This window comes from Pseudomonas sp. PSPC3-2 (assembly GCF_049897085.1).
Taxonomy (GTDB): Bacteria; Pseudomonadota; Gammaproteobacteria; order Pseudomonadales; family Pseudomonadaceae; genus Aquipseudomonas; species Aquipseudomonas paraveronii.
Window position 1 is genome coordinate 1 of record NZ_JAFCVO010000048.1, and the last position, 567, is coordinate 567.

2 tRNA genes and 1 rRNA gene are annotated in these 567 nt (G+C 46.2%); all 3 read left to right on the forward strand.

Going from position 1 to position 567, the window contains the following annotated elements:
* Positions 1–68: ribosomal RNA gene (locus tag ACP7CJ_RS28850) — 16S ribosomal RNA — on the forward strand; the annotation flags it as partial.
* 82 nt (positions 69–150) lie between these two features.
* Positions 151–227: transfer RNA gene (locus ACP7CJ_RS28855), tRNA-Ile, on the forward strand.
* A 27-nt stretch (positions 228–254) separates the two neighbouring features.
* Positions 255–330, forward strand: a tRNA-Ala gene (locus ACP7CJ_RS28860).
* Positions 331–567: the final 237 nt, after the last annotated feature.

The following is a 567-nucleotide window of genomic DNA, read 5'->3' on the forward strand; positions in this document are numbered from 1 at the left end:
GATTCATGACTGGGGTGAAGTCGTAACAAGGTAGCCGTAGGGGAACCTGCGGCTGGATCACCTCCTTAATCGACGACATCAGCTGCTCCATAAGTTCCCACACGAATTGCTTGATTCATTGAAGAAGACGATAAGAAGCAGCCCGAAATTGGGTCTGTAGCTCAGTTGGTTAGAGCGCACCCCTGATAAGGGTGAGGTCGGCAGTTCGAATCTGCCCAGACCCACCAATTTTGTGTGGGAACCTGTAGAAATACGGGGCCATAGCTCAGCTGGGAGAGCGCCTGCCTTGCACGCAGGAGGTCAACGGTTCGATCCCGTTTGGCTCCACCACTACTGCTTCTAGAAGTTTGAAAGCTTAGAAATGAGCATTCCATCATTGTGATGGTGAATGTTGATTTCTAGTCTTTGATTAGATCGTTCTTTAAAAATTTGGGTATGTGATAGAAAGATAGACTGAACGTTACTTTCACTGGTAGCGGATCAGGCTAAGGTAAAATTTGTGAGTTGCTCTTAATTGAGTATTATCGAATTTTCGGCGAATGTCGTCTTCACAGTATAACCAGATTG